This is a genomic window from Gracilibacillus sp. JCM 18860, assembly GCF_055395245.1.
Map to the genome: position 1 here is coordinate 166,361 of NZ_AP043868.1, position 21,443 is coordinate 187,803.

Annotated in this window: 25 protein-coding genes; 21 read left to right on the forward strand and 4 right to left on the reverse strand. The window is 36.0% G+C overall.

Annotated features, from left to right (window positions below; translation table 11 throughout):
* Positions 1-47: 47 nt before the first annotated feature.
* The 5 genes from ctaD to ACZ5R4_RS00925 all read left to right on the forward strand — a co-directional run bounded on the left by ctaD (position 48) and on the right by ACZ5R4_RS00925 (position 4,393).
* Entirely contained in the window at positions 48-1,895 is a 1,848-nt protein-coding gene (gene ctaD, locus ACZ5R4_RS00905) for a cytochrome c oxidase subunit I (RefSeq protein WP_464368524.1), read from the forward strand.
* Position 1,896: 1 nt separating this feature from the next.
* A complete protein-coding gene (locus tag ACZ5R4_RS00910) occupies positions 1,897-2,517 on the forward strand; it encodes a cytochrome (ubi)quinol oxidase subunit III (RefSeq protein WP_054787614.1) in 621 nt (206 codons plus the stop codon).
* Between the two features lie 3 nt (positions 2,518-2,520).
* Complete coding sequence (ctaF, locus tag ACZ5R4_RS00915; protein WP_054859565.1) at positions 2,521-2,844, forward strand: cytochrome c oxidase subunit IVB; 324 nt, start codon at positions 2,521-2,523, stop codon at positions 2,842-2,844.
* A gap of 189 nt (positions 2,845-3,033) precedes the next feature.
* Positions 3,034-3,915, forward strand: coding sequence for a cytochrome c oxidase assembly factor CtaG (gene ctaG, locus ACZ5R4_RS00920; protein ID WP_277677810.1), 882 nt, complete (start codon positions 3,034-3,036; stop codon positions 3,913-3,915).
* Positions 3,916-3,937: 22 nt separating this feature from the next.
* Positions 3,938-4,393, forward strand: coding sequence for a DUF420 domain-containing protein (locus tag ACZ5R4_RS00925; protein ID WP_054859563.1), 456 nt, complete (start codon positions 3,938-3,940; stop codon positions 4,391-4,393).
* 171 nt (positions 4,394-4,564) lie between these two features.
* On the opposite strand, the gene ytvI is transcribed toward ACZ5R4_RS00925, so the two are convergent.
* Positions 4,565-5,623, reverse strand: a complete 1,059-nt coding sequence (ytvI, locus tag ACZ5R4_RS00930; protein WP_109984504.1) for a sporulation integral membrane protein YtvI — start codon at positions 5,621-5,623, stop codon at positions 4,565-4,567.
* 123 nt (positions 5,624-5,746) lie between these two features.
* A complete protein-coding gene (locus ACZ5R4_RS00935; protein WP_054859561.1) occupies positions 5,747-6,112 on the reverse strand; it encodes a YugN family protein in 366 nt (121 codons plus the stop codon).
* 146 nt (positions 6,113-6,258) lie between these two features.
* Between ACZ5R4_RS00935 and ACZ5R4_RS00940 the strand changes: the two genes are divergently transcribed.
* From ACZ5R4_RS00940 to coaD, 7 genes are all read left to right on the forward strand, one after another.
* Positions 6,259-7,299, forward strand: coding sequence for a CAP domain-containing protein (locus ACZ5R4_RS00940; protein WP_109984503.1), 1,041 nt, complete (start codon positions 6,259-6,261; stop codon positions 7,297-7,299).
* A gap of 72 nt (positions 7,300-7,371) precedes the next feature.
* Positions 7,372-7,752 carry a spore coat protein YlbD gene (ylbD, locus tag ACZ5R4_RS00945; RefSeq protein WP_054859560.1) on the forward strand — a complete coding sequence of 127 codons (381 nt, stop codon included), beginning with the start codon at positions 7,372-7,374 and terminating at the stop codon, positions 7,750-7,752.
* A gap of 13 nt (positions 7,753-7,765) precedes the next feature.
* Positions 7,766-7,999 carry a YlbE-like family protein gene (locus tag ACZ5R4_RS00950; protein WP_054787608.1) on the forward strand — a complete coding sequence of 78 codons (234 nt, stop codon included), beginning with the start codon at positions 7,766-7,768 and terminating at the stop codon, positions 7,997-7,999.
* A 63-nt stretch (positions 8,000-8,062) separates the two neighbouring features.
* On the forward strand, positions 8,063-8,506 hold the full coding sequence (locus tag ACZ5R4_RS00955) for a YlbF/YmcA family competence regulator (RefSeq protein WP_109984502.1): 444 nt from the start codon (positions 8,063-8,065) through the stop codon (positions 8,504-8,506).
* Positions 8,507-8,614: 108 nt separating this feature from the next.
* Positions 8,615-8,890, forward strand: a complete 276-nt coding sequence (locus ACZ5R4_RS00960; RefSeq protein ID WP_054859559.1) for a DUF2129 domain-containing protein — start codon at positions 8,615-8,617, stop codon at positions 8,888-8,890.
* Positions 8,891-9,147: 257 nt separating this feature from the next.
* Positions 9,148-9,705, forward strand: coding sequence for a 16S rRNA (guanine(966)-N(2))-methyltransferase RsmD (gene rsmD, locus ACZ5R4_RS00965; RefSeq protein WP_054859557.1), 558 nt, complete (start codon positions 9,148-9,150; stop codon positions 9,703-9,705).
* Between the two features lie 4 nt (positions 9,706-9,709).
* The gene (gene coaD, locus ACZ5R4_RS00970) at positions 9,710-10,189 is read left to right on the forward strand and encodes a pantetheine-phosphate adenylyltransferase (RefSeq protein ID WP_464367968.1); all 480 of its coding nucleotides are present in this window, start codon (positions 9,710-9,712) and stop codon (positions 10,187-10,189) included.
* Here the strand turns inward: coaD and ylbJ are convergent.
* Positions 10,186-11,364, reverse strand: a complete 1,179-nt coding sequence (ylbJ, locus tag ACZ5R4_RS00975) for a sporulation integral membrane protein YlbJ (protein ID WP_464367969.1) — start codon at positions 11,362-11,364, stop codon at positions 10,186-10,188. The two genes, coaD and ylbJ, sit on opposite strands and share 4 nt — an antisense overlap.
* Positions 11,365-11,545: 181 nt before the next feature.
* Between ylbJ and ACZ5R4_RS00980 the strand changes: the two genes are divergently transcribed.
* Positions 11,546-12,565 carry a SepM family pheromone-processing serine protease gene (locus ACZ5R4_RS00980; RefSeq protein ID WP_109984499.1) on the forward strand — a complete coding sequence of 340 codons (1,020 nt, stop codon included), beginning with the start codon at positions 11,546-11,548 and terminating at the stop codon, positions 12,563-12,565.
* 17 nt (positions 12,566-12,582) lie between these two features.
* Here the strand turns inward: ACZ5R4_RS00980 and ACZ5R4_RS00985 are convergent, their stop codons facing one another.
* On the reverse strand, positions 12,583-13,788 hold the full coding sequence (locus tag ACZ5R4_RS00985) for a nucleotidyltransferase (RefSeq protein ID WP_464367970.1): 1,206 nt from the start codon (positions 13,786-13,788) through the stop codon (positions 12,583-12,585).
* 252 nt (positions 13,789-14,040) lie between these two features.
* Here ACZ5R4_RS00985 and ACZ5R4_RS00990 point away from each other — a divergent pair, with 252 nt between their 5' ends.
* The 8 genes from ACZ5R4_RS00990 to ACZ5R4_RS01025 all read left to right on the forward strand — a co-directional run bounded on the left by ACZ5R4_RS00990 (position 14,041) and on the right by ACZ5R4_RS01025 (position 21,428).
* Positions 14,041-14,577, forward strand: coding sequence for a YceD family protein (locus ACZ5R4_RS00990; protein ID WP_464367971.1), 537 nt, complete (start codon positions 14,041-14,043; stop codon positions 14,575-14,577).
* 31 nt (positions 14,578-14,608) lie between these two features.
* Positions 14,609-14,782, forward strand: a complete 174-nt coding sequence (gene rpmF, locus ACZ5R4_RS00995; RefSeq protein WP_054859554.1) for a 50S ribosomal protein L32 — start codon at positions 14,609-14,611, stop codon at positions 14,780-14,782.
* Between the two features lie 120 nt (positions 14,783-14,902).
* Positions 14,903-15,367 (forward strand): RsfA family transcriptional regulator, encoded by a 465-nt coding sequence (locus tag ACZ5R4_RS01000; RefSeq protein ID WP_109984498.1) that lies wholly within the window; start codon positions 14,903-14,905, stop codon positions 15,365-15,367.
* A gap of 277 nt (positions 15,368-15,644) precedes the next feature.
* Complete coding sequence (gene bshC, locus ACZ5R4_RS01005; protein WP_109984497.1) at positions 15,645-17,267, forward strand: bacillithiol biosynthesis cysteine-adding enzyme BshC; 1,623 nt, start codon at positions 15,645-15,647, stop codon at positions 17,265-17,267.
* Positions 17,268-17,428: 161 nt separating this feature from the next.
* On the forward strand, positions 17,429-17,860 hold the full coding sequence (mraZ, locus tag ACZ5R4_RS01010; RefSeq protein WP_109984496.1) for a division/cell wall cluster transcriptional repressor MraZ: 432 nt from the start codon (positions 17,429-17,431) through the stop codon (positions 17,858-17,860).
* A 21-nt stretch (positions 17,861-17,881) separates the two neighbouring features.
* Positions 17,882-18,817 carry a 16S rRNA (cytosine(1402)-N(4))-methyltransferase RsmH gene (rsmH, locus tag ACZ5R4_RS01015; protein WP_464367972.1) on the forward strand — a complete coding sequence of 312 codons (936 nt, stop codon included), beginning with the start codon at positions 17,882-17,884 and terminating at the stop codon, positions 18,815-18,817.
* Positions 18,818-18,855: 38 nt separating this feature from the next.
* On the forward strand, positions 18,856-19,242 hold the full coding sequence (gene ftsL, locus ACZ5R4_RS01020) for a cell division protein FtsL (protein WP_109984494.1): 387 nt from the start codon (positions 18,856-18,858) through the stop codon (positions 19,240-19,242).
* A gap of 11 nt (positions 19,243-19,253) precedes the next feature.
* Positions 19,254-21,428 carry a penicillin-binding protein gene (locus ACZ5R4_RS01025; protein ID WP_464367973.1) on the forward strand — a complete coding sequence of 725 codons (2,175 nt, stop codon included), beginning with the start codon at positions 19,254-19,256 and terminating at the stop codon, positions 21,426-21,428.
* Positions 21,429-21,443: the final 15 nt, after the last annotated feature.

Consider the following 21,443-nt stretch of genomic DNA (forward strand, 5'->3'; position numbering starts at 1 on the left):
GGATTCGGACGATAGAAATAAAGGGAGGTTAACCTAACGTGAGCACAATGGTAGCAACGAAAAAAAGAAGCTTTGGCTCAGTGTTGTGGGATTACTTAACGACAGTAGACCACAAAAAAATTGCTATTCTGTATTTAGTTGCTGGTGGATTATTTTTCATTCTAGGTGGATTAGAAGCACTAGCAATAAGATGGCAATTAGTAAAACCTATGAACGACTTCGTTAGTGCAGGGTTTTACAATGAACTTATTACTATGCATGGGACGACCATGATTTTCTTGGCAGCAATGCCATTGATCTTTGCATTTATGAATGCGGTAGTACCTTTACAAATTGGGGCAAGAGATGTCGCCTTTCCATTTTTAAACTCACTTGGTTTTTGGTTGTTCTTATTCGGTGGGATTATGCTTAATGTTGGTTGGTTTACAGGTGGGGCAGCAGATGCTGGTTGGACAGCATATGCGCCATTATCCACTACGTCACCTGGTGAAGGTGTCGATTACTATGTTCTAGGTTTACAAATATCTGGTGCAGGTACATTAATGGGGGGAATTAATTTCCTTGTAACGATTGTAAATATGAGAGCACCAGGTATGACCTATATGCGTATGCCATTATTTACATGGTCTGCATTTGTCGCAAGCGCACTAATTTTATTCGCTTTCCCGGCATTGACAGTTGGGTTGTTCCTAATGATGTTTGATCGATTATTCGGTTCAGGCTTCTTTGATCCGAATATGGGTGGTAATGCTGTTATCTGGCAACACCTTTTCTGGATCTTTGGACACCCTGAAGTGTATATTCTGGCACTTCCTGCTTTTGGTATTTTTAGTGAAATCTTTTCAACATTTTCTAAGAAACGTCTTTTCGGATACTCGGCAATGGTATTTGCCACTGTATTAATTGGATTCTTAGGCTTTATGGTGTGGGCTCATCACATGTTTACGGTTGGTATGGGTCCAGCAGCTAACTCTATCTTTGCGGTTGCAACCATGGCCATTGCGGTTCCTACAGGTATTAAGATCTTTAACTGGCTCTTTACACTTTGGGGTGGAAGCATCCAATTGACTACTCCAATGTTATGGGCATTAGGTTTTATTCCAACCTTTACGATGGGTGGAATGACAGGGGTAATGGTCGCAGCAGCATCTGCCGATTATCAGTATCATGATAGTTACTTTGTTGTCGCACACTTCCATTATGTAATTGTCGGTGGAGTTGTCTTCGGTTTATTTGCAGCGGCACACTACTGGTGGCCAAAAATGTTTGGAACAGTATTAAGTGATAAGTTAGGAAAATTAACCTTCTGGTTATTCTTTGTAGGGTTCCACCTTACTTTCTTTATCCAACACTTCCTAGGTTTGATGGGTATGCCAAGAAGATATTGGGTATATTTAGAGGATCAAGGATTAGATTTGGGGAATGCTATAAGTACTGCCGGAGCATTCCTAATGGGACTCGGAACCATTGTCCTTCTTTACAATATTGTTATAACACAAGTTAAAGGGGAGAAGGTAAGTGGAGATCCATGGGATGGGCGAACATTAGAATGGTCTATTCCTTCACCACCACCATTTTATAATTTTAAACAATTACCTTTAGTACGTGGTTTAGATCCATTGTGGATTGAAAAAACAGAAGGTAGAAAAGGCATGACTCCTGCTGAACCAGTAAACGATATTCACATGCCAAACAGTACGATACTACCATTTGTTATGTCTGTTGGTCTATTTATCGCTGGATTCGGATTTATTTATCAAAAAGATAACCTTGCATGGCTATGGGTCCTCTTTATTGGAATGGGTATCACTCTCGGCTCCATGTTAATCCGTTCATTAAAGGATGATCTAGGATTCCATATTCACAAAAAGGATTTAGAAAAGGAGGCTGAATAAAATGAGTGAACACGATGTACTAAATCCAAAAGAAATGCCTCTTAATCCTGAAAAGGGAACTTTAGAAGGAAGAAATAAATTTGTAGGGTTTTGGTTCTTTCTCGGTGGAGAAACTGTTCTTTTCGCAAGCTTATTTGGAACTTATTTGGCCTTAAATGACTCTGTGAATGGTGGAAAAACATCTGAAGAGTTATTCGGATTAGAATTAGTTTTTATCATGACAATGATACTTTTAACAAGTTCATTAACTAGTGTTTATGCTATGTATCACATGAAAAACAATGCCTTTAAAAAGATGCAAATCTGGTTAGGTATTACTGTAGTATTAGGTTTTTCTTTCCTTGGATTAGAAATTTACGAGTTTACACACTATATTCATGAATATGAATTTACATTAAGATCCTCTGCATTTGGATCTGCTTTCTACACTTTAGTTGGTTTTCACGGTGGCCACGTACTATTCGGGTTATTATGGATTGTTTCATTAATGATTAGAAATGCGAAAAGAGGACTTAATCTTTATAATGCACCTAAGTTTTACATTGCAAGTCTTTACTGGCACTTTATTGATGTAGTATGGGTGTTTATCTTTACGGTAGTTTACCTAATGGGGGTGCTTTAAGCGATGGCGGAAAAAGTATCTGCAACTACTGCACAAATAGAATATGAAAAGCAAAAAAGAAAAGAAGAAATGAAGCAACAAGTGATTACCTTTGCCTTAATGATTATTTTTACCATTATTGCATTTGGTATGGTAATGGCAGAAATGAGTAAGTTATTCGTTATTCCAGTAATCATTGTTCTTGCTGCGGTACAAGTTGGCTTTCAACTCTATTATTTCATGCATATGAGTCATAAAGGGCACGAGATGCCTGCCTTTATGTTCTATGGTGGAGTATTTGCCGCATTTCTAACGATTTTGGCGTTAGTTGTATTAGTTTGGTGGTAATCATTCGAACCTGTGAAGTGGATCAACACATTTCACAGGTTCTTTCTATTACGGGGAAAGACCAAAGAAGAATGGGTATGATGTTTTGTTCATGAAATTGTAGAAAATAATCAGATTATCTGCTTTTTAATTATATTCACATTCGGTATAATAGGCATTAGTGTGACGACTTAAATTGGAGTGATAAAAATGTGGCAAGAGCTACAAATTTTTGGATTTAGAGCATTATGGAGTCCCTATTACTTAATTTTTATCGGAGTTTTAATATTCGCTTATTTTCTTCTTTTTATTAAACGAAGAGAGGAAAAGAGAGCAACCAAAAACCAAATCATTTACTTTCACATTGGAATGCTATTTCTATACATTATAAAGGGGTCTCCAATTGATCTACTATCTCATATTATGTTTACAGCACATATGGTACAAATGGCATTGTATTATTTGTTTTTCCCTATTTTAATTATTAAAGGGATTCCAAAATGGGCATGGGAGCGTATTTTCAATGTTCCAGTTCTTCGGAATATTTTGAGACTACTCACTAAACCATTGATAGCTTTAATTGTTTTTAACGGTTTATTTTCTTTTTACCATATTCCAGTCATTTTTGATTTCGCCAAGGCGGATGTGTTTGCTCATGCTTTCATTACGGTAACCATTTTGATTGCAGCATTTTTAATGTGGTGGCCAGTTTTTACACCGATTAAAGAAATGGATACATTGTCTCCAATTCTCAAAATTGGATACATAGTCGCAAATGGTGTTCTGATCACCCCAGCCTGTGCATTGATCATTTTCGCACCAAACGCACTGTATCAAACTTACGGGGCAAGCGGTGGTTGGATACAAGCTCTGGCACTATGTGTTCCAGCAAATGTACTTAGCGGGCTAGAATTAAGTGGACCTGAAATGTTCTCACCACTTAAACTCGTGGAGGATCAGCAATTGGGCGGTATTTTAATGAAGATTTCACAGGAGATTATCTACGGAATTATTCTTGCCAGAATTTTCTTCCCATGGTTTAGAAGTGGTGCGGACAAAATTGATCCACTTCCAACGGAGCAACAAACTTAATGTATTGGAAAGGTAGGTTGTTATGGAGCTATTACCAACAATTAGTACACTTTTTATTATTATAAGTGCTATTTTCGTGGCCATCGGTTGGCGACTAGTGATAAAAAAGAAGTATAAAGCTCATAAAAAAGCAATGTTGGCAGCGGCATTTAGTGCACTCGCGTTTTTTATCATTTATGTATCACGTACGATATTTCTAGGAAACACAAGCTTTGGTGGACCAGATGATCTAAAAATTTACTACACGATTTTTTTGATATTTCATATTACTTTAGCCACAACAGGTGCCGTTTTTGGTGTTGTAACGATCATTTTAGCATTGAAGCGAAAAATTGCCATACATCAGAAAATTGGACCAATAACAAGTGTAATCTGGTTTTTCTCCGCAATTACAGGAGTTGTGGTCTATTTATTACTATACGTCTTATATGATGGCGGTAAAACGACAAGTTTAATAAAAGCCATTTTAGGAACATAAAAGTTAGGAGATAACTAATTAAGGCGAATGAGAATCCGAACACTCTGACTAAACGGAGTATTCTTACGCTGCGATTTCAGTGCAGAAATATTAATGTTCGGATTTTTCTTTCTTTACTATTCTTTTGTCCCAGCCACACATAAAAAAAACTACCCCTGCGGGTAGCTCTTTTTAAAGTTTAAAATCCCATCTAATTATCCCTGCCTCTTTTGCTGAATTAAATGCAATAACAATTAACGGACCGACGATAAAACCAAGCAGGCCTAGTAATTTTAATCCTACATACATCGCAATCAATGTGGCAAGTGGTGATAAGCCAATATGTTTCCCCATCACCTTAGGTTCCACTGTTCTTCGGATAGCCAGTAGAATAATAGCTAAAATAGATAGCTGAATCCCAACAAATAGATCACCAACAATAAACATATATAAAGCCCAAGGACCTAAAATAACGATAGAACCAATGATTGGGATAAAATCGATGATCCAAATAATTAAGGACATGATAAGCGCATATTCTGGAACGATAATCAGTAATCCAATTAAGCTGACAATAAAAATAATCACACTAACTAAAAATTGAGCCTTGAAAAATCCTAAAATCACATAGGATAGACGTGCATTCATAAATTTTACTTTTTCAGCTGTTCTCTCCGTTAAATGGGAATATCCGATCGATTTTAATTTTGGTAATTCAAGCATAAACAGAAATAAGCCGATTAAGTAGACAAGCAAGCTTACAAGATATTCAGGAACTAGGCTAATAGCTTTTGCGATTTTCTCTATGTTAAGAATTTCTCGTAACTGATTGCTTAAAGTGAGTAATGTACCTTCAATCTCTGATTTTACTTGATCCATCAGTTCATCAGGCAAATCCTCTGTAACATGCTCTAGGTTAGCTTCCCATTCTGCTAATTTATGATTTATTTGAACAATATAATCAGGTAAATTTTCGGTGAATTGGATTACTTGAGTAATTAATTTTGTAACAGCATATGTACCGATTGTGCTGATTAAGAGTAGAAATAAAATAAACACAGTTGTTACGGCAAGTTTTCGATTCATTTTAGCTACTCTCATGAACCAGCGGATAAGTGGATTTAGCACCAGTGCTGTAATAAAAGCAATAATTAACGGTATGGAAACAGGCAAAATGAAGAAAGCTGCAATGACAATAATGATCAACGAAATAATTAACTTCCATTGTTGTTTTGTAATATTTTTTATCAAAATAAACCAATTTCTCCTTTCACAGGATAATTGCCCCAGTGTTAGATGCCAATCTATTTATCAGTTTTGCTAAAAAACGGCTGTATAATTAGGTATACAGCCGGATATGCATTACTACATACATCATTTTGCAAATGGTTGAATATTTTCCTTCACATTTTTCAATATTTTTTTCGCGCGTTCTACAGTAGTTGTTGGGAAGTCTTCTTCTTCTCCATATTCAATACCATGTGGGTAATAATGTTTACCGATTAAAGGAGTAAGTAGTTTAATAACCGCATCTCCACGATCCACATCTCCTTCTACTGCATATCCTTGCATTCTAATGTAATAGGTTACATTTTCTTCTGGTGATCCAATTTTATAATCATATGTAACTCGCTCATAATCCCATTGACCGGCACGAACAAAATTAGCGCGTTCCATCCCATCATCTAATGGTTTTAAATCAATCAATAATTCTTCTAAACCTGTGTCTTGAATTTTCATACATTCACCCCATCTAAAATTATCACTAAAACTATAATAGTATGAATTGCAGGAAGATGCAATTTATATTGAAGAATCAGTATAAAAACTTTTTCTCCTCTATATATTTAATATAGGAATATAGAAAAGGATGGTGGAAGTAATAGATGAAAACAAGAATCAAGATACTATTAATCATAGGCATCCCCGTTGTAGTATTTCTTTGCTTTTATTTAACGAAAGAGGAAATGGTAGAAATTCGTGCAGAAAAAAATGTCGTGTCAAACAAAGGTCCATCGAACAAGGAAAATTTAGCGAAAGATCATCCAATTATGGCCTATCAACATGTTATATGGAAATATATGAACAAAGATGTGCAAAAAGTAATAGATAATTATGGTGAAGCTGATCGAATAGATCCAACACCCTATGGATACGAGTGGTGGATCTATAAAGAGAAAGACCAATACTTTCAGATAGGTGTTAAAGAAAACAAGATAGTTTCGATCTATACACCATCTGAACCTATCTCCATCCAACCCTTTAAAATTGGTCAAGCCTATCAGGAAATTTCAGACTCATACGAACTAAAGAATGAAATAGAATTTGATAATTTGCGATTTAAATTATCAGACAAGGATTTAAAGTTACGACCTGTTGTAAAGTTATCCGATAACAACTATGTTCAATTATATTTTGACCAATATGAACAAATTTTAGCAGGTGTACGGTATATGAACAAGGAACTGATGGAGATACAAAAGCCTTATGAGCTTTATTATGCTGGAACGATAACAGAGCCAGAAAACCCTTCTAAGGAAGAATGGAAAGGGATTGAGCAAGGGATGGAGAAACAGATTTTGGATGTAACTAATCTTATCAGAGCTCAGTATAACGTGAGTGAATTATCTTGGGATGATTTAGCAGCGAAAGCAGCCAAGGATCATAGTAAGGATATGTTCGAGCAGAATTATTTTTCTCATTATAGTCTTAATGGTGACGGTTTAAAGGAGCGTTTAACCAATGCAGATGCCTATTATTTATCTGCGGGAGAGAATATTGCTGCAAACTATGTTGATGTACCTGCAGTCATTCATGGCTGGTTAAATAGCGAAGGTCATAGAGATGCCTTATTAAAAGAAGAATATACCCATCTTGGAGCAGGTGCCTACCACCTTTACTATACCCAAAACTTTTTACAAAAATAATACGGATTGACACATGTCACTATTTTCAACATAGACTATAGTGGATACTAGTAAAAGGAAGGAAGTCCGATCATGACTGATTCACTCCATCCATCTGTTAAGCAATTTAAAGCATTTATAAAAGACCATCCTGAGCTGGTGAAAAAAGTTCGGAGTGGGGAATCGACTTGGCAGGAACTTTACGAGCAGTTTGTATTACTTGGTGAAGATGATCCCATTTGGAAGGAGAACAAATCAGAACATAACAAGGAAGAAAGCGATTCACTACATGCCAAAATATTAAAGCAGCTAGGCCAATTAGATCTTGACAAGGTAGAGAAACATATCAATGATTTGAGTGGAGCCATTAACCAGGTTGTCGGTCTAATTGGTCAGTATAAGGATTATACCAACTCTTCTAATCAAGACGTAACCAATAGACCAGATCCATTTGCATTTAGAACGCGAGATTAGAGGAGGTATAAAATTGGAGCCAGAAACTTACCATTATTTGCAACAAAGAGAAGACTTGTGGAGCTTCATTCGAAAAAATCCTGAATGGTATCGTTATTTATCAAGGGATAAGAATCGTTTGCGTGAACTGGAATATACATCGAAGCAATATTACGGAAAGACACTTCCGCAGAGGCTTGAAAAGACACAGCAAAATATTCAATTAGTGCAATTACTAATGCAGATGGCAGGTTCAATGAATGATTAATTGAATGCTGCCTCTTTTATTTTTGCCTAAAAGTTGATATGATACAAATATGGAGGTGTTTTGATGATAGCAACAATGGAAATTGTTGATATTTTAGATAAATCCGAGGCTTTAGGCCAAATGGTACTTCAATCTGAAGTAAAACAAGCTTATGACGAGGCAAAAAAGCGCATGGAGCAAGATAATGATGCGCAGAAGCTAATAAAAGAATTTAATAAAATGAAAGAATTATATGAGGAAGTAGAGCGATTCGGTCGTTACCACCCTGATTATAGTAAAATTATGAAAGAGATGCGTGTAGCAAAAAGAGAGATGGACATGCACGAGACTATTGCTACATATAAAGTTGCTGAAACGAATCTTCAAGGATTACTGGATGAAATTAGTCAAATCGTTGCCTTTAGTGTTAGTGATAAAGTGAAAGTGCCAAAGGATGGAGCTTTATTAACTGACGGAGGCTGTGGTTGTGGCTCTGGAAGTGGAGGCTGTGGCTGTAGAGCTTCTTAATGGATTAGAGAAAAGGGTATGACAGTTTACTCTATTTGATTTTTGCTTTTAATCTAGGTCTAATTGTAGTTATTTGTGGGGTAAATCTTCAAAAAGGTGAGGATAATCATGCTAATAAAACGCCAAGCAGTCATTGTTTGGTTCCACCAAATGAAACATGTCAAGCATTTAAAACGATATGGTCATTTGATTCATGTATCGAAAAAGCTTAAATATGCCATTATTTATGTTAATCAAGAAGAATTAGACGAAGTAATGGCTGCATTATTGAAATTATCTTACGTTACAGAGGTAGAACCATCATATAAGCCTTTTATCAAAACAGAGTTCGAGAGTACGTCAATTGATAAGGCTAAAGAATATGATTATAAGATGGGTATTTAATACCTATAGAATAAAAAAAACCTGCAACCAACTGTTGCAGGTTCTTTTTATTTTCTATCAGAAAATAAAAAGAAAAGGGAGAGGAGAAACCGGAGGAAGAACTTATGGGGAAATGTAAGTCTTCTCCGAATTAAGCAACCAATAGTTGCTCTACTAAAAGTTTGGACAATTTTTTTAAAAATATACATCAGTATTTGAGTAAAAGATTGAATGCGTGCTATAGTAAGATAGATTCACGCTAGAAAGAAGGTAATAATTTGAGAGTTATTGCAGGAAAATATAAAGGGCACCGTATTCAAGCAGTTCCAAATAAGTTAACACGTCCAACTACGGATAAAGTAAAGGAAGCATTGTTCCAGATAATTGGTCCATTTTTCGATCAAGGAATTTGTTTAGATCTTTTCGCTGGTAGTGGAGCACTTGGTATTGAAGCGATAAGTAGAGGGATGGAAAAGGCTATTTTTGTTGATAAACAGCCTAAAGCGATTTCTGTTATCCATACAAATGTTCGACAGCTAGGAATCGATTCACAAGTTGAGATTTATCGTAACGACGCCTTACGGGCACTTAAGGCAATAAAGAAACGGGAATTAAAGCTAGATATGATTTTTCTAGATCCACCATATCAAAAAATACCATATGAAAAGATTTTAAACGAAATAAACTTATATAACCTGTTAAAAGATAAAGGTATCGTCGTTTGCGAACATGACGTTAACTATTCCTTCCCATTACCAATAAAAGGATATCAAGTCGAGAAACAAGATAATTATGGCAATACGACGGCAATTACCATTTTAAGAAAGGATGACTAAACATATGACTAAACTAGCTATTTATCCAGGAAGTTTTGATCCAATTACGAATGGTCATTTAGACATTATACAACGAGGTGCAAAGATTTTTGATCAAGTAATCGTAACAGTTTTTAATAATCAATCGAAAACCCCACTATTTTCTGTAGAGGAAAGAGTGGAGTTATTGAAACAGTCAACTGTCCACCTCGAGAACGTTACAACAGATTCCTGTGCAGGACTGGTAATGGATTATGCCAAAAGTAAGAACGCTCAAGCTGTACTAAGAGGGTTACGTGCCGTTTCCGATTTCGAGTATGAAATGCAAATAACCTCAATGAACAGAAAATTAAACGAAGAAATTGAAACATTTTTTATGATGACTAATAATCAATATTCTTTTCTTAGTTCAAGTATGGTAAAGGAAGTAGCTAAGTATCATGCAGATGTCTCTGATCTTGTTCCACCCCCAGTTGATAAAGCATTGAAGGCTAAATTTAGCTAGTTTTTTTGTTGAAACATAAGGAAGAAATATATAACCAATGCCATTAGTGTAAGTGGAATACCAGTAGCTTGTAGTAAATCAAGTGAACTTTCTAAATAGTTAACTCCTTGTTGGGAGAATGTATGGATCGCACTTTTTTGTTGATAAATTGGTTGAAATAATATGATGACTACTATACAAGAAATTAATCCATGAATGAGTCGTGCAAAGAAATAGGGGCGAAAACGAATATCCGTTTCAGCAAGAATACTTGCTACTTGTGCCTGCACAGACATCCCATTAAAGGCTAAAATAAAAGACATCACAATTGCCTTCATTAACATACTGGATTTTTCGACAAGTGCAATCTCATGAGCTCCTAAGGTGATTTCAAACAACCCTGAGAGGACAGGAATCGCTAGTTCTTTTGGAAGATCAGCAAAGTTGAGAATAACTCCGATAAAATGAGAGAAAAATAGTGCAAGCTTTACTTCCTGGATAATATTAATGAGAACAGAGAATAGAATAATGAAACCACCAATTAATAGTAATGTTTGAATGGAATGAATAACTGCATCACCTAGTATTTTTCCAAATGGGCGTTTATCTTTCATTCGCGTTTGATGGAGTTTTTGGAAGGCACGTTTAATCGAAAACGGCTCTCTTATGTAGTGTTCCCTTTCATTTTTCTTATAAAATCTCATACAGATACCTACAAAGAAATTACTGATGTAATGGGTTAATGCTAAGAGTATACCTAGCTGTTGATCATGAAAAAAACCGATTGCTACAGCACCAATAATAAATAATGGATTAGATGAATTAGTGAAGCTAACTAGTCTCTCTGCTTCAATTTGGGATAGTTGTCCTTCTTGACGTAATCTTGCTGTGAATTTAGCACCTGACGGGTAACCACTTGCCATACCCATCACCCAAACAAAGCCACCAACACCTGGTACATTAAATAATGGTCGCATGAACGGTTCACATAGTACACCGATAAAATGTACGACACCAAATGCTATAAATAATTCAGCAACAATAAAAAACGGGAGTAATGAGGGAAAAACAACACCTGCCCACATTTCTAAACCTCGTTTGCTAGCACTTAACACAGTCTGCGGAAAATAAATAACGGATGCTGCAATAAATATAATAAAAGAAGCATAAATAATAGAGATGATTTTTTGCTTCAAATTGCTTCCTCCTTATTTCGACAATATTCTGTACGTAAAATGGAATAAGTAGTAAAATGAGCATGGATTGTATCCGGCTAATTTTAGGACAACCATCATTCAAGATATATGATTCTCGATAGAAATATATACTTTTATATTGATGGAGATAATGGAAGTTAAAAAAAGAAAGAGGGATTTCATGCAGGGAAAGACGCTTAGATTTACTGGTTATATCGTAGCCTTAGTAGCAATTTTTTTATTTTTCAGCTATCAGTTACCGTTTTATATACATAAACCTGGAAGTGCGGACGCTTTGAATCCAGTTGTTCAAGTAACAGATGGATATAAAAGTGAAGGGGATATGCATCTTGTGACAATTCAAGGAGGGCAAGCTACTCCTTTTCAATACTTATTAGCTAAAGTGAGAGACTATCATGAAATTCTGCCAATTGAGGAAGTGTTGCCAGAAGGGATGTCTAATGATAGTTATCATCAGCTACAATTAATGATGATGGAAAGCTCCCAAGAAGCGGCTACCGTAGTTGCTTATCAAGCAGCAAATCGTGAGATCGATATTGAATATGAGGGAGTGTATGTCGTATCCGTGTTAGAAGGAATGCCTGCAGAAAAAATATTAAAGCCAGGAGATAAGATCATAGAAATCGATCATGATCAAATCCAAGAAGCGGATGACCTTATCCAAGCTGTTACTAGTAAACAACCTGGGGATACTATACAGTTAAAAATTCAACGAGATGGAAAAGAATTTAACGAGAATATAGAATTAGTAAAAATGGAAGAGCTAGATGGAAAACCGGGAATTGGAATTCAGTTAGTCACTAATCGAGAAGTCACAGAAAAACCAGCAGTCAACTTCTCAAGTGGAGATATAGGAGGTCCAAGTGCTGGATTAATGTTTTCTTTGGAAATCTATGATCAGTTAACAGAGGAGGACATGACACATGGCTTCCAAATCGCAGGAACAGGTGAGATTGATTATGATGGCAATGTTGGGAGAATTGGCGGAATTGACAAAAAGGTGGTAGCAGCCGATCGTGCCAATAGCGATATTTTCTTTGCACCAAATGAAAATGGCAGAGATAACTCCAATTATCAAGTGGCAAAAAAAGTTGCAGAAGAGATAGGTACAGATATGAAAGTTGTTCCAGTTGATCACTTCAAGGATGCAGTAGAATATTTAGAAAATCTCTCCAATTGATATATCTTTACACAAGATTACAGCCGATAAGGAGGCATGTAATCTTGTGCTATTTGTTCTTGTTGGCTTTGTATTGGCAATATGCTGTAATAAGCGGCTGCTAATCGCTCATCAAGCAAATGATTAGGATATGGCTTCTTTATACTCGTGTAAACAGATGCCGAGATTTGCTTTTTATTTTGATTTAAATATTGCTGTCCTACAGAAGACATGGCTAATATACGAACTGGCTCCATTTCGGTATGGATCTTTGCAATAATCTCTTGTTTTGTGGTATTGGTAAGTATATGTGTACAAACCCGTTGAAGACTTGTCCAAGTATAACGCTTCGTTTTTATTGCTTTCATAAAGCTCTCAAATGATATAGCTTCCTTCGCTGCATTTATTAATCGATGCTCGAGACCTTCCACCACACCATGAATTCCGCTTATTTCGTCAGCCGTCATTGTTAGAATTCGATATCTTAACAACGGGAAGTATTTTTCCCAATCATGCCAATAGCTATGATCTTTTTTATATTCTAATAAAATCCTTCTTGTTGTATTAGGAATGGTAGTTTTTAATATTTTGTCAGGGAGCTTCTCTTTTAACAATTCGTTACGAATACTTGTTGCACTAGCAATTGGCTCCGAAATCACTTGATCATGGTAGTCGTTTTGGATCCTTTGAATGGTAAGTGGTGTAATAGAGCGATCAATTTCGTTAATGCTGTGTACATATTGAAACCCGAGTATATTATTTGGTTTCGCAATATCAACAGGGAGATCTTTTCCACCAATCCGATAGAAGGCCTTTTGGTGAGCCTTTGGATAAGAATTTCCTTCTGTTAAGGCTTGTTTGAAATAGGTTATATAAGTATCTTGATGGTTGCTCAGAAGCCCTAGTATTTGGTTAAATCCTGCAATGTCACCATGCTCGCTACCAAAACAAACAGAGTGGACTTTTAGTGCACTTAGTAACGTAATAGCTCCTTTTGCAAATAATTCACTATGCTGAACTGCATAATAGTATGGCAATTCGACAACAAGGTCAATCCCTTGTTCAACAGCTATCTTTGCTCTCGAGAATTTGTCGATAATAGCAGGCTCACCCCGTTGCAGAAAATTTCCACTCATGACTGCAATCGTACAATCTGCATTGGATATTTCCTTCGCCTTTCGCGCATGATAAAGATGACCATTATGAAAAGGATTGTATTCTACAATCAAACCACAAGCCTTCATGATAACCTCCCTAAACTTTTGCAATAACCACTCAATATTGTTAAAGTGGAATATATAGGAATTAAGATAATTCTTGTCGATAGTATATCATAGAGGGAAGTCTGTTGGAAAAACTTTTTACCGCCAAGCATCGAGGCGGTGGCCCTTTACGCCCTCTATTCGGGTACGTGAATTTTTTAGATTCCTGTTGTGTAAAGAAAAAACATTGACAAATTAGTAATTTCCTTTTAAAATATTTCTTGTTGCCTTGAGGTGATTCATATCAAAATTTATTTACAAAAATTAAAGCAATCCCATGGTGAACCAATGGAGTTTGAAGAAGTTGTGAATATTTCAGATATCGTTCAATTAGATAATGATATTAGAGAAATAACCCCTGTAAAAGTGAAAGGTTTTGCTAAATTAGACGGCACAGAAGTAATGTGTGATTTTACGATCAAAGGTGAGATGATTTTACCATGTGCTAGAACTTTAGTGGATGTGCCATATGATTTTTCTATTCATGTTATTGAAAATTTTTCAACTTCCCCTTATCAGCAAGATGATGAGGTACATGTGATTGACTCAGAGGTGCTTGACTTAGTACCATACATCAAGGAAAATGTATTATTAGAAACACCTTTTCGGGTATTTGCTAGCAGAGATAAGCTGGAAGCAAATACGATAGAAGAAGGTGACGGCTGGACACTGATTACAGAAGAGGAACAAACGAAAAAGGTGGATCCTCGGTTGGAGAAGTTAAAAGCCTTATTAGATGACAACAGTAAAGATGAAGATAGTAAAGGATAGTTCCTTGCTTTGCTTAAAGGAGGTGTAATGCATGGCAGTACCTAAGCGCAGAACTTCAAAAAAAGTTAAAAACCAACGACGTACTCATAAAAAATTATTCGTACCTGGTATGGTTGAATGTTCTAACTGTGGTGAACTAACAAAGCCACACCATGTATGCAAATCTTGTGGACATTATGATGGAAAACAAGTTGTAGAACAATAATAATTCCTAAAATAGTGTGTGTAACTTTATAAGTTGCTCACACTATTTTTTTATCGATTCGAGTCTATCTCTTCTATTAATTGCATACATTGATAGCAGAAATATAGAGGAGGTGGATGAATGCAAGGACATCGTCAGGATGCGTGGACAAAGGATGAGGACATATTACTAGCAGAAACTGTTTTACGCTATATAAGAGAGGGGAAAACACAATTAGAAGCATTTAAGAAGGTAGGTAATATGTTATCAAGGACATCTGCAGCTTGTGGCTTTCGATGGAATGCTACATTGAGGAAGCATTATGAGGAAGCGATCCAACTAGCTAAGAGTAACCGTAAAAAGCTTTCCATGTCTGAAGAACCATTTTTTGATAAGGCAGAAACTGATTTACCGAATATTTCCGCATTAATTCATTCATTAGAAAAATTATCTTCCTATTATCAAAAAAGTGACATTACCGAAAAGCTTACATTGCTAAAGAAGGAAAATGATCTCTTGAAGGAACAATTAGAAGAATGTAATCAAGTGTTTCAAGAGATTGAAGCCATTATGGACAAATGGAGAAAAAAAGGGAAAAATCATTGATTAATAGAAGGCAATGAGTGGGAAGCTTAATTTTCATTCAGAAAAGTATAAATGATAGCAAGTGAAGAATTACAATGTAGCAGAATATTCTTGAGAAAATATGTAATGGTATGCGTTAAGTAGGGAACTTCATCTGATTATTGGATGAGGTTCTTATTCCTTTATCGAATTTTAAAACCCTATTCTAAAACAAAATGTGTGCGTTTAGAGAATGGATTATGTAAAATACTAATGAATTACTACAGTTTATAATGATAATAAAAGGAGCCTGTTATCGATGCATATCGAACCAATTAGACTCAATTCTAATAATAAATTCCTCCAAGACTACAAGAAACAGTCTGATGAATTGATGAAATATTTTGATTATTTACCATATGATAAGGATGTATATACACAACGTGTCCAAGATTTGAAAGAAAGAACGTTCGATAGAGATGGTTTAGCTAATGTGTTAAAAACGCTTAATAAAAGGTGGAATGGATCTAATGCTACCTTTCAAAATATCGAAATGTTGAAAAATGAAGAAAGTGTTGTCGTTATAGGGGGGCAACAAGCGGGACTATTATCAGGCCCACTTTACACAATACATAAAATTATCTCAATCATTCAGTTCGCTAAAGAACAAGAGCAAAAATTGAATATACCGGTTATTCCCGTCTTTTGGATTGCGGGAGAAGATCACGATTATGATGAAGTGAATCATGTTTTTTTGGCAGATCACCTTAAATGGAACAAAGTTGTTTTAGACAATCAAGGCTCTGAAAAAGCTTCGGTTTCTCATCGTAACTGGAACAAACAAGAAGCCCAACGTTGGCTCGATGAGGTGTTCCACTTTCTTGATGAGACTGCTTATACGAAGGATTTATATGCAAGACTAGTATCGTTTTTAGAAAAATCTGTCACGCTTGTAGACTTTTTTGCGAATTTCATTCATGATTTATTTAAAGATTCGGGAATTGTGTTGATTGATTCTGGTGATGCTTTAGTTAGAAAGCTAGAGTCTCGTTATTTTCAAGAACTTATTCAACAACAGTCTCCTATAAGTGAAGGGGTTTATACTGCTTTAAACCAGCTTAGACAAAAAGGCTATCCAATCTCTGTTGATGTTGAAGCGAATGATGGGCATCTATTCTTTCACAACCAAAATGAACGGATTTTATTAAAACGGGAAAACCAAGATTGGGTAGGCAAAAATTATGAATATCAGTTGTCAGAAGCTGAAATTTTGGAAATTGCGCACTCTAATCCAGAGAAGCTAAGCAATAATGTTGTAACAAGACCTATTATGCAGGAAAAGCTCTTTCCTACATTAGCATTTCTAGGCGGACCAAGTGAGGTGGCTTATTGGTCTATTCTGAAGCCAGCTTTCCATTCAGTGGCAATAAAAATGCCTCCCGTTTTACCACGTGTATCGATCACATTTATGGAACGAAAAGTACAAAAGCTATTAAATAAATATGGCATATCTGCCTCTAGTGCGATAGAGTACGGTATCTCTAAGGAAAAACAAAATTGGATAGCCCAACAAGCAAACCCTCCCGTTTCCTTATTAGGAGAGCAATTAAAATCTGTCATAGCTGAGGCGCACCAACCAATTAGGAGTTATGCTAAAACTGTTCAAGATGATTTAGGAATGTATGCAGAAAAGAATTTACAATATCTGTTTGATCATGTTGACCAATTGACCCATCGAATAGAAAAGCAAATTGCAGGTAAGTATGAGATTAATCTTAAAGAGTATGATTATATTCAATTACATGTACGTCCACAAAATGGCTTACAAGAACGAATATGGAATATTATTTATTTTCTAAATCATTATGGAGATTCGATCATATCTGAACTAACGACGAATCAGATCAAAGTAAATGACCAGCATTATATTGTGTATATATAGGTATTCAATAAAAAATAGAGCTAGCCTTTGCTAGCTCTATTTTTTATTGCTCAAAAGTGGATTTTACGACTATAAAAAATTGGAAGGACAATTTTTGAAATAATAGTGGTACAAAGTGGGGGATTGTGGTACGATAAGGTAAGAAGGTGGGGTGGCCTAACATGTTCATGGGGGAATATCAACATAACATTGATAATAAAGGTAGAATTATCGTTCCTTCCAAGTTCCGAGATAACCTTGGGGAACAATTTGTGATTACTCGTGGACTGGATCAATGTTTATTTGCCTATCCAATGGACGAATGGCGCCTGCTTGAAGAGAAATTAAAAAAACTACCCCTCACCAAAAAAGATGCAAGGGCCTTTACGCGCTTCTTCTTCTCAGGGGCAGTGGAATGCGAGATTGATAAACAGGGCAGAATAAATATTCCTGCACCTTTAAGAAAATACGCACAAATTGAAAAAGAATGTTCTGTTATTGGGGTTTCCAATCGTGTAGAATTCTGGTCTGCATCGAAATGGAATGAATTTGTTGACGAATCAGAAGAGTCGTTCGCGGAAATAGCAGAAAACATGTTGGATTTCGAAATGTAAAGCAAGAAAAGAGGTGACCTTTTGTTTGAACATTATACCGTGCTAAAAAAGGAAACAGTGAATAGCTTACATATTAAACCTGATGGAACATACGTCGATTGTACATTAGGTGGCGGTGGACATTCAGAATATTTATTACAACAGCTGAATGAAAAAGGGAAATTGATCGCCTTTGATCAAGATCAACAGGCAATAGCTGCTGCAAAGGAAAGGCTCCAACCTTTTATAAATCAAATTTCTTTTGTGAAACGTAATTTTAGATTTTTGGAGGAGGAGTTATCCAAATTAGCTATACCAAATGTAGATGGGATATTATTTGATCTAGGTGTTTCCTCCCCGCAACTGGATCAGGAAGAGAGAGGCTTCAGTTATCAGCACAATGCCCCATTAGATATGAGAATGGATAGAGAGCATGGATTAGATGCATATACCGTTGTAAACGAATGGAGCTATGAAGAACTTGTTTCTATTTTCTTCCGATACGGTGAGGAGAAATTCTCAAAGCAAATAGCAAGGAAAATAGAAGCAAAAAGACAAGAAAAACCAATCGAGACTACATATGAATTAGTGGATATTATTAAAGAAGCAATACCAGCACCTGCAAGAAGAAAAGGCGGTCACCCTGCCAAACGTATCTTTCAAGCTATTCGAATTGCTGTGAATGATGAACTTACTGCCTTTCATGAAGCTATCGAACAAGCTGGCAGGCTATTAAAAGTAAACGGAAGAATATCGGTCATTACATTTCATTCTCTTGAAGATCGTATCTGCAAACAAATTTTCAAAAAGTGGAGTAAGGCACCAGATCTTCCAAAAAATTTACCTATAATACCAGAGGAACATCAGCCTTCTTTTCGATTAGTGACTAGAAAGCCAATTATAGCTTCAGATGAAGAATTGACAGAAAACAGAAGATCTAGATCAGCAAAGCTTAGGGTTATAGAAAAAATAAAGTAGTTGAATTCGAAACTATTTAGGAGAAGGGTGGAACAAAAATGAGCACACAACATGCAAGAAATTTTCAAAATCACGAAACTTGGAAAGAGCATCAACAGACGAAGCAACCCAATATTGTACGCAAAAGAGTAGCCGTTCAGAAGCGATGGATTACTCGTGGGGAAAAGTTTTTGTACTCTTTATTTGCTTTCGGATTATTACTAGGACTTGCCTACATGGTTTATTTTAGCTCACACATCGATCAATTAAACCGTAACATCCAAACAATGAATACGGAGATAAGTCAACAAACTTCTTTAAATCAAAATTTATCTTATGAAGTAAAGGAATTAAGTCAACCAGATCGCATCATTGCTAATGCCAAAAAACACGGCCTGGAAATTCAAAATGCTAAAGTGAAGCAAGCAAGTGAAGTAGCAGAATAGGTGAAAAGAATATGAAAAAAAAGAGTACAGAAATAATGCCTCTTCTTTGGATATGTCTATTTTCTATTGCCTTTTTGATTATTGTAGGGAGATTTGTGTATATCCAAGCAACTGGTGAAGTGAACGGAGTAGATATTAAGAAATTAGCTGCTGAGAAGAGAACAAATGAATATACAATTCCTGCTAAAAGAGGGACGATTTATGATCGAAAAGGAATGGCTTTAGCACAGGAGCATATTGTCTATCGTTTGTATGCAGTCTTGGATGAGAAGTATACTACAAATGAAGACGAGCCAAGACATGTCATAGATATCCAGACTACTGCTGCGAAGTTAGCTCCACATCTTGATTTGGAAGCTAGCGAAATTGCTAAAATCTTAAAAAATGGAAAAGAAGATGATAGGTTTCAGGTTGAATTTGGTTCCAATTCTAGGGAGTTAAATCAAGAACAAAAAGATGATATAGCAGCACTAGATCTACCTGGAATATATTTTATGGAGGAACCGATTCGCTTCTATCCAAATGGAACCTTCGCGTCCCATACCATTGGGTTAACAGACAAACAAGATAATAATATTATCGGGATTAGTGGAGTAGAAGGGTCCATGGATGAATATTTAACAGGGGAAAGTGGAAGTATTTCTTACCAAAGAGATAAATTCAACGTGAAACTTCTTAACCCAAATGAGATTATTAATAAAGCAGATGATGGAGACAATGTTTACTTAACTTTGGATCAAAAAATTCAAACATTACTAGAGGACTCCTTAACAGAAGTAGTAAAAGAATATAATCCTGAACGAGTGACAGCAATTGTTATGGACCCAAAAACAGGTGAGGTCTTGGCAATGGGGAATCGACCGAGCTTTAATCCAAATAATCTAGGCGATGTCCAAAATTGGTACAATGACGCTATAGCCAATCCATTTGAGCCTGGTTCAACAATGAAAATATTCACCTTGGCTTCAGCTATTGAGGAAGGTGTTTGGAATCCAGATGAGAAATTTAAGTCAGGAAAATACAAAGGTGGAGAAAATATTACTGCGATTCGTGATCATAACTGGACTGGGTGGGGAAATATCTCCTATTTAGAGGGGATTCAGCGATCCTCTAACGTAGCTGCTGCTAAATTAGCCTATGAAAAAATCGGATCTGAAAAGTTTTTACATTACTTAAAGGCATTTGGATTTGGAGAAAAAACTGGAATTGACCTTCCTGGGGAAGTTTCCGGGAGCATTCTGTATAACTATCCGATAGAACAAATAACGACAGCATTTGGACAAGGGACAACCACAACCCCTATACAATTAATGCAGGCTGCTACTGCGGTTGCTAATAATGGAAAAATGTTAAAACCGTACATTATTAAAGAAATAAAGGATGCGGAATCAGGTGAAACGATTTCGAAAGGTGTAAGCGAGGTCGTCGGACAGCCTATTTCAAGCGAGACAGCAAAAAAGACATTGAAAATTTTAGAAACAGTCGTTACTTCAAAAGTAGGTACAGGTTATAATCGATACAACTTGGATGGATATACTGTCGCAGGAAAGACAGGAACAGCACAAATCCCTGATCCTGAAACAGGTAGATATTTAACGGGAAGAGAAAACTATGTATTTTCCTTCTTAGGTATGGCTCCTGCTGATAATCCAGAACTTATGATGTATGTTTCTGTAAAGCAACCAGAGCTAGAGGATGATGAACCAGATTCTGCACCATCTTCCTTTATATTTAGAAATGTAATGGAAAATAGTTTGCGGTACTTAAATATTGACGCAGATAAAGAAAAAACAGATCCTGTTAATGTAATAGAAGTGCCCGAATGGAAAAATAAGTCAACAAGTGAGCTGACGGAAAGTCTTGACTCCCTTGGTGCAACCTATGAGGTAATTGGAGACGGGAACAAAATCATGGATGTAAGTGTTAATGCTGGTGAACAAATTACACCAATTCAAAAAATATTTATTGTTACAGATCAACCTAAAATACCAGATCTTACAGGTTGGTCAAGAAGAGAAGTTTTAGTACTTCGTGATATGTTAGGATTTAATTTAGATTGGTTCGGTGAGGGCTATGTCGTGAAACAAAGTATAGCTAAAGGGAAACCTATTACGAGTCAAGATACTTTAACGATAGAATTATCGGGGCCAAAAAAAGAAAGTAGTAATAAAGAAGAAGAAAGCTAATTGAGAATGATCACA

What these genes read in the sequence shown, in the direction of transcription:
- ctaD (WP_464368524.1), top strand. Translation starts at nt 48, where the DNA reads ATGGTAGCAACGAAAAAAAGAAGCTTTGGCTCAGTGTTGTGGGATTAC.
- ACZ5R4_RS00910 (WP_054787614.1), top strand. Translation starts at nt 1,897, where the DNA reads ATGAGTGAACACGATGTACTAAATCCAAAAGAAATGCCTCTTAATCCT.
- ctaF (WP_054859565.1), top strand. Translation starts at nt 2,521, where the DNA reads ATGGCGGAAAAAGTATCTGCAACTACTGCACAAATAGAATATGAAAAG.
- ctaG (WP_277677810.1), top strand. Translation starts at nt 3,034, where the DNA reads ATGTGGCAAGAGCTACAAATTTTTGGATTTAGAGCATTATGGAGTCCC.
- ACZ5R4_RS00925 (WP_054859563.1), top strand. Translation starts at nt 3,938, where the DNA reads ATGGAGCTATTACCAACAATTAGTACACTTTTTATTATTATAAGTGCT.
- ACZ5R4_RS00935 (WP_054859561.1), bottom strand. Translation starts at nt 6,112, where the DNA reads ATGAAAATTCAAGACACAGGTTTAGAAGAATTATTGATTGATTTAAAA.
- ACZ5R4_RS00940 (WP_109984503.1), top strand. Translation starts at nt 6,259, where the DNA reads ATGAAAACAAGAATCAAGATACTATTAATCATAGGCATCCCCGTTGTA.
- ylbD (WP_054859560.1), top strand. Translation starts at nt 7,372, where the DNA reads ATGACTGATTCACTCCATCCATCTGTTAAGCAATTTAAAGCATTTATA.
- ACZ5R4_RS00955 (WP_109984502.1), top strand. Translation starts at nt 8,063, where the DNA reads ATGATAGCAACAATGGAAATTGTTGATATTTTAGATAAATCCGAGGCT.
- ACZ5R4_RS00960 (WP_054859559.1), top strand. Translation starts at nt 8,615, where the DNA reads ATGCTAATAAAACGCCAAGCAGTCATTGTTTGGTTCCACCAAATGAAA.
- coaD (WP_464367968.1), top strand. Translation starts at nt 9,710, where the DNA reads ATGACTAAACTAGCTATTTATCCAGGAAGTTTTGATCCAATTACGAAT.
- ACZ5R4_RS00980 (WP_109984499.1), top strand. Translation starts at nt 11,546, where the DNA reads ATGCAGGGAAAGACGCTTAGATTTACTGGTTATATCGTAGCCTTAGTA.
- ACZ5R4_RS00985 (WP_464367970.1), bottom strand. Translation starts at nt 13,788, where the DNA reads ATGAAGGCTTGTGGTTTGATTGTAGAATACAATCCTTTTCATAATGGT.
- rpmF (WP_054859554.1), top strand. Translation starts at nt 14,609, where the DNA reads ATGGCAGTACCTAAGCGCAGAACTTCAAAAAAAGTTAAAAACCAACGA.
- ACZ5R4_RS01000 (WP_109984498.1), top strand. Translation starts at nt 14,903, where the DNA reads ATGCAAGGACATCGTCAGGATGCGTGGACAAAGGATGAGGACATATTA.
- bshC (WP_109984497.1), top strand. Translation starts at nt 15,645, where the DNA reads ATGCATATCGAACCAATTAGACTCAATTCTAATAATAAATTCCTCCAA.
- mraZ (WP_109984496.1), top strand. Translation starts at nt 17,429, where the DNA reads ATGTTCATGGGGGAATATCAACATAACATTGATAATAAAGGTAGAATT.
- ftsL (WP_109984494.1), top strand. Translation starts at nt 18,856, where the DNA reads ATGAGCACACAACATGCAAGAAATTTTCAAAATCACGAAACTTGGAAA.
- ACZ5R4_RS01025 (WP_464367973.1), top strand. Translation starts at nt 19,254, where the DNA reads ATGAAAAAAAAGAGTACAGAAATAATGCCTCTTCTTTGGATATGTCTA.